This window comes from Streptomyces sp. NPDC111802 (genome assembly GCF_055634335.1).
Window position 1 is genome coordinate 1 of record NZ_JBVKCZ010000135.1, and the last position, 5,615, is coordinate 5,615.

At 62.4% G+C, this 5,615-nt stretch carries 2 protein-coding genes, 1 tRNA gene and 1 pseudogene; all 4 read right to left on the bottom strand.

Annotated elements, in window-relative coordinates; genetic code table 11:
- Nucleotides 1–145 precede the first annotated feature (145 nt).
- Nucleotides 146–1,266: pseudogene (locus tag ACZ7NC_RS44335) on the bottom strand (IS630 family transposase).
- 83 nt (nucleotides 1,267–1,349) lie between these two features.
- A complete protein-coding gene (locus tag ACZ7NC_RS44340) occupies nucleotides 1,350–3,215 on the bottom strand; it encodes a hypothetical protein (RefSeq protein ID WP_471497806.1) in 1,866 nt (621 codons plus the stop codon).
- A 176-nt stretch (nucleotides 3,216–3,391) separates the two neighbouring features.
- Complete coding sequence (locus ACZ7NC_RS44345) at nucleotides 3,392–3,616, bottom strand: hypothetical protein (protein WP_471497808.1); 225 nt, start codon at nucleotides 3,614–3,616, stop codon at nucleotides 3,392–3,394.
- A 1,441-nt stretch (nucleotides 3,617–5,057) separates the two neighbouring features.
- Nucleotides 5,058–5,139 (bottom strand) — tRNA-Leu (locus ACZ7NC_RS44350).
- Nucleotides 5,140–5,615: the final 476 nt, after the last annotated feature.

Genomic DNA, 5,615 nt, shown 5'->3' on the forward strand with positions numbered 1-5,615 from the left:
AACGGCTCCAGCTTCGGACCCCGACGAGGAACTGACGCACCAGCAGCAGAAGTCACACAACAACTAACGATCAACTACTGGCGCAGGCCACTAGCTGACCGTCAGTAAAGCCGATGCTGTGGCCGCGTAGGTTCAGGGGGTTGGGTCAGGCTGCGGCTTTGAGGGGACGTCCACCCCAGCGGATGTCCTTCTCGCTTCGTATGCGGGCCCGTTCCTTGCGTTCGGCGGCCAGGACGTCGTGATGGCGGGCGTTGGCGTTGCGCCACCGTAGGTAGGCGTGCAGCGCCCGGGGCTGCACGGTGTGGTTGGGGTGGTTGGAGTTGGCGATGGTGAACTGCCTCAAGAGTCCGAAGTGCGCCTCGATCGGGTTCGCCCACGAGGCGTAGGTCGGGGTGAAGCACAACTCGGTCTTGTTCTTCTTCACCCAGCGGCGGCTGTCGGTGCCTTTGTGGGCGGACAGGTTGTCCATGATCATGTAGATCGGTGAGCCGTCGGGCCGGGCGGCGCGGATCGACTTCAGTGCGGCCAGCGTGTTCGCGGCGCTTTTCCTACGGCGGTTGACGCCCCACAGGGTGTCGTCGCCAACCGAGTAGCAGCCGTGGAAGTAGCGCACGCCGTGGGTGCAGTGGCAAGTAGCCGGCACCCGGTCGGGATGTTTCCGTTCGGCCCGGCACGAGCCTGCGGCGAGCCGGATTCCGAGCGGTCTGAACTCGTCGAAGGCGAACACCCGGTCCGGAGAGCGGTCGAGGACCTCCTCAATCCGGTCCAGCTTCACCTCGCGGTCCGGGTCGGGGGATTCCTTCCATGTCTTGGCGCGCTGAAAGGTGACACCGCGGCGGACGAGCAGGCTGCGTAACGTCTCACGGCCGATCCGGATCACCCGGCCGTGGACTTTCCGCAGGTAGGCGACGAGTTTGCGCAGCGACCAGCGGGTGAGAGGCTGGCCGAGCTTGGTGGGGCGGGTGGTGGCCGCCAGGACGACGAAGTCCTCGTCGTCACGACTGAGCAGGCGGGACGGCCTCCCGCCCACCGAGGGTCCAGGCAGGCTAGGCCGATCTCATTGAACCGGTGGATCACATCGCGCACGGTGCCCTCGTCGGCCTGCACCAGCTGGGCGATCACGGGAACCCGGTTCCCACCGGCCGAGGCCAGCAGCATAATCGCGCGCCGATATCGCACCGAACTTGTACTGCTCCGGCGCACGATCTGCTGCAGCCGCTGCCCCTCTTGGTCCGCGAGTCTGCGCACACGGACAGGCTCGGCCACCGCGCCTCCAGCAGTCGGATCGGACGTCATCCCACATCCAACCGCCACGACGACCAATCCGGCGAACCTACGCGGTCACAGCACTAGAAATCCCAGATCAAGTCCGGCTTCAGAAGTAGGAGCCGCAGGTTCTCTGCACCCACTCGGATGCGATGAGAGGCAACACGATCCTTTTGACTGTTATTGCGTAGGATCGCGCCGGCCTGAAGTAGCGCGTCGGGCAGCGTTCGGTCGACGTAGCAGTTCACCCGACGGTCTCCGCTCTCCTTAAGGAGCATGTTGAGGTTCTTTGTCGTAATGCCCAAGGCTGGCCCACGCTGAGGAAGCCAGTAGGCTGCGGGCCCCTTGCCTTCCCATCCGCTACCGTCGCGCTTCGGAGTCAAGCCCTGATCCTGCTCGACCTGTCCCGACACGGCGGGGCGGATCGCGCCCTTCTCATCTCGGATATGTAGACGTCCGCGAGAGAAGGCCCTGCGCAGGACCTCGCCGACAGCCGTGGCAATCCCGTCCTGAGCAGTGCTCTGTGCATCCATCCTTGCAGCTTGCCGAGACAGTGAGCCGGCAAGCTGAGGAGCCACGACGCTGATCAGGTCGGAGGCACTCATGTTCGTGACGGCGGCAATCAACCCGAGTCCTGCCAACATTGCGGCAGCGGCCGTGATGACGCCGTCCATCGTGTCCCCCCGCTCCGGCAGGACGGCCTCTACGTGGGGAAAGAGCTCGGCGAATGCCTGCTCCTCAAGCTCTTCGAGATACCTGTCTGCATCGCTCAAGGCATGCAAGTGAGCAATGATTTTGTCGCCGATCGTCCGGATTGGAACCGTGAGGCTTTGACCACCTCCAGTCTTGTACCAGCGCCAGTCGACCTCGCCGCCGTCCCGCGACAGGTAGACGACAACCGAGCGGCGGTACAAAGACTCCTGCATGTTGGGAGGGAGCATCTGGGCGGCGATCACGGGGATGGACCGGACTCGGTTTGCTGGTTTCGCAGTCAGGTCGCGGTTGCGTCGGCCCTTGATCTCTGTGGCGTTGCCGGCGGCCCGGATGACGAGCTCAAGCTTCTTTTCCATCTCACGTACTTGCGCGGAGGACGAAGCCCGAGTGAGAGGGATGTCATCAAGCAGTGTCGGCATGTCTCCTTCGAAGTCGAGCGCGCACTCGATGTCTGTGGCGGTGCTACTCATGCCCTTCGTCGGAACGGGCGGCCACGCATGAGGCTGCGGCGTGAGAAGGAGACTGCGAGCGGTGTTGGCTGCAGACGTCTTGCCTGAGTTGGGTGCTGCGTCGAGGATGAACGCGGCGGGAACTGGACGCAGGGAATAGGCAATGGATCGTGCCCCGACTGCCAACGCCATGAGTGAGGCCCAGCCGTGGTCAGCAACATCACGTACCGCTCGGCGGCACTCCGCATCGCTGGCACTCCGGTTGAGCGGGGCAGCAGCCCGTCGGATGGGTTCGGGCGCTCCGATGACGCGAGCGAAGCGCCCCCTGGGATACGTGCGGCCGTCCGCATACACGTAGGTCAAGCCGACGTCAGGCAGGCGGTGCCATCCGGTGTGAGCTACGACGGGCGTGCGGGGTAGCCGCTTGCCTTGATCAGTAATGATGTTGATGAGGACCTCACGAATAGCTCGCGAGGCTGCGCCGCTGTCGTCACTGAAGTCGTTCCAGCCGTCAGCAGTACGCAAGTCCGAGAGGCTCTTGGTGAGGGTGTCGGCGCCGATGGTGATCGTGTAATAGCGACCAGCCGACTTTCCGTCCTCACCGATGAGCACCAGGCGTTCGGAGACGTATGGTGCCCAGTCCAAGACAACGTCCCATCCGCCTCCCTTGCCACGGTTCGCCTTCCAGACTGTGCCGTAGTCGTCGGAGGCTTCGTAGCACCAACCAGCTGAACCAATTACGAGTCGGCCGGGCGGGCCTTCGTCGGGGTCGCGCGTCTCTTGCACTACCCGCGCTCCTTGCACTTGTTCCAACGCTGTGCCGCTACGTTGGTTGAGCTGCGCGCTGCCTTTCCATCCGACGCTTTCCCGGCTCCTGCGGAGGAGCTCTTGTCGCCCGCTATCAGTCGTATGCCTGATGCTCAGTGCCGCTGGCATATTGACGTCCCAAGCAGATTCGCCGGTCACTGGGAATCCTCCCGACAAACGATCTGAGGGAGCCGATTGGCCTGGTCACGGACGATATCGGCCAGCAGATCTTTGTAGGAGAGAGCCTCCCACAGGTCGACGCGGGGGAATTGCCCCCAGCCTGTGCCCTGTGGAAGATCTTGGTCGTAGACCAAGCCCAGCTGTGAATCGACCCGGACGACATAGTATTGCTTTTGGCAAATGCCGTAGGCGTCGAGCATCGTCAGTCTGGCGAGGACTTCTGGGCACCAGGACAGGACTGGGCTCTTGTGATCCCTGAACCGATGCCAGACACCACCTCCCAGACCGCCCGCAGGAATCGCGTACCACCAGCCGGAGGATCCCGGAACCGCTGTCAAGTCAGGCGGGGAGTCCCCGCCACGGGAACATTCCGCAGGCACGAGGTTGAGGCTTACGCGTGGGTTGCCTCGAATTGCCGCAGACATGTGTATTCTCTCCCTGCAGTGCGTTCGTCATCGTTTAGGGGCCCACAATCGAACACGGGTCCTTCATCCGGTGTATCTATCCGACTGACGGACTATCTGTTGGCACCGGCCCGGCAGCTTCTTGGTCGAGGTACGGCGGGCCGGTGTTCCAATTACTATGCGATAGCTACTCCTTCAGCAGTCGCCTCTTCAAATCTTGCGCGCATGATTTCCCAGACCAATGCCTGGAGTTCTTGCGCTGCCCTGATGACCGCTTGCGGATCCTCTGCGATGCTCCTTGCAGACCGTTCGGTCAACAGCCCGACTGCCATGGCAGCCGCCATGCGCTGGCCGTTCTCTCGAGAGATCCCCCTGCGTACTGCATGTCCAGGCACCCCCGCGGTTGCCGCTACCGAAGCAACCGTCGGTCGCGTGACTGCACCTGACAGATGGGCAATTTCCCCAGCTGTCAGACCTGGGCGTCGGTCCGGGCCCCGGTGCGTCGTGCTCTCCAATGTCTCCCCCTGCGAGTCGCACGGAAAATTGAGTAGACATCAACCTACCGCGCTAGCACGCCTCCTCGGGCTGCAATCCGTGGGGCACAGACCAAGTTCACCGTATCGAGTACATACGACCCTCAAGAACCCTCGGGACCTGCACCCAACGCCGACCCCTACCCTCAAATTCAGACAACCGGATTACGGCACTTGCCTATCGTACTGTGGCTTGGCCTTGCAACGGTGCACACTGGCACACGCTGCCGGTAGCGTGCCCCGCACCGGGCGGAGTATGTACAGGGCCTCGGGGAGAAAGTTGCCTGCTTCAAGAGAAGCAGGCAGGGTTAGTCTCGTAGGACATATTCAAAGGCTCAACTTCCGCATCTCACCGCAGTGCCTGCTGTACCTGTCACAGCCCAGAAACTCTGCATATGCGAGGCCTCTTTCAGCCTCAACGCGAACTCAATGACACGTACGTACGCCTCTGGAAGCGATGCAGGCTGGTCAGAGAATTGCGCTGGCTTCCCAGGGGACACCTGGCCCGAGACGGATGTGCCTGTCTCGGGCGGAGATCACAGTTGGCGTGGGGTTCGTAAGGCAGTCGTACCAGCGACTGCAACCGTTCACGAGGAACCCGAGCGAGACCGTGCCTACCTGCGCAACTGCTCAACAGATCGATTTCGGCGCCCTCTAGGCTGTCCAGCCGGACTCTTGGCCGAACAGCCTTACAGGATACGGCGTAGGAGTGGAGGGATTCGAACCCTCACGCCCGAAGACACCGGGACTTGAATCCGGCGCGTCTGCCAGTTCCGCCACACTCCCTAGGTAAGCCCAGAATACCCCTTTTGGAGTGCCGTGTCACACAACTGCGTTGGAACGACGGCCTGCTGGGCTGATTTGATGAAGATTGGACGGGAGAAATTCGTTGATAGATTCAAACCGCCAGAGTCGGCCCCTCTGGTGAGCCGCGTGAGGAGGGCAGCGGATCAGCCGACCTGAGACCCGAATTCAACAGGCTCATGAGAGCGGCCTCGGACACCGGCGCACCTTTCGCCGAGAGAAGCGGGCGGTCAGTTAGTTGAGCCATGCACTTTTCCCGCCGTTCTGAGAGAGGCTGCCAAGTTAGTCGGTTCACCTTCTACAGCTACTGCTCATCGGTCAAAATGCCGCCCGAGGAGAGCCGTTCACACAATCGGAGCACATCCGGCCTCGTTGTTTCACGACGCCGAGCGGTTGATCGTGCGCCCGTGATGTCGTGTTCGTTCCTGTCGGGGGCGTTGGTCCGGCAGGTTCGCGCG

Bases quoted from the DNA above. Each gene is read 5' to 3' on its own strand.
- ACZ7NC_RS44345 (WP_471497808.1), bottom strand. From the start codon at position 3,616: ATGCTCGACGCCTACGGCATTTGCCAAAAGCAATACTATGTCGTCCGG.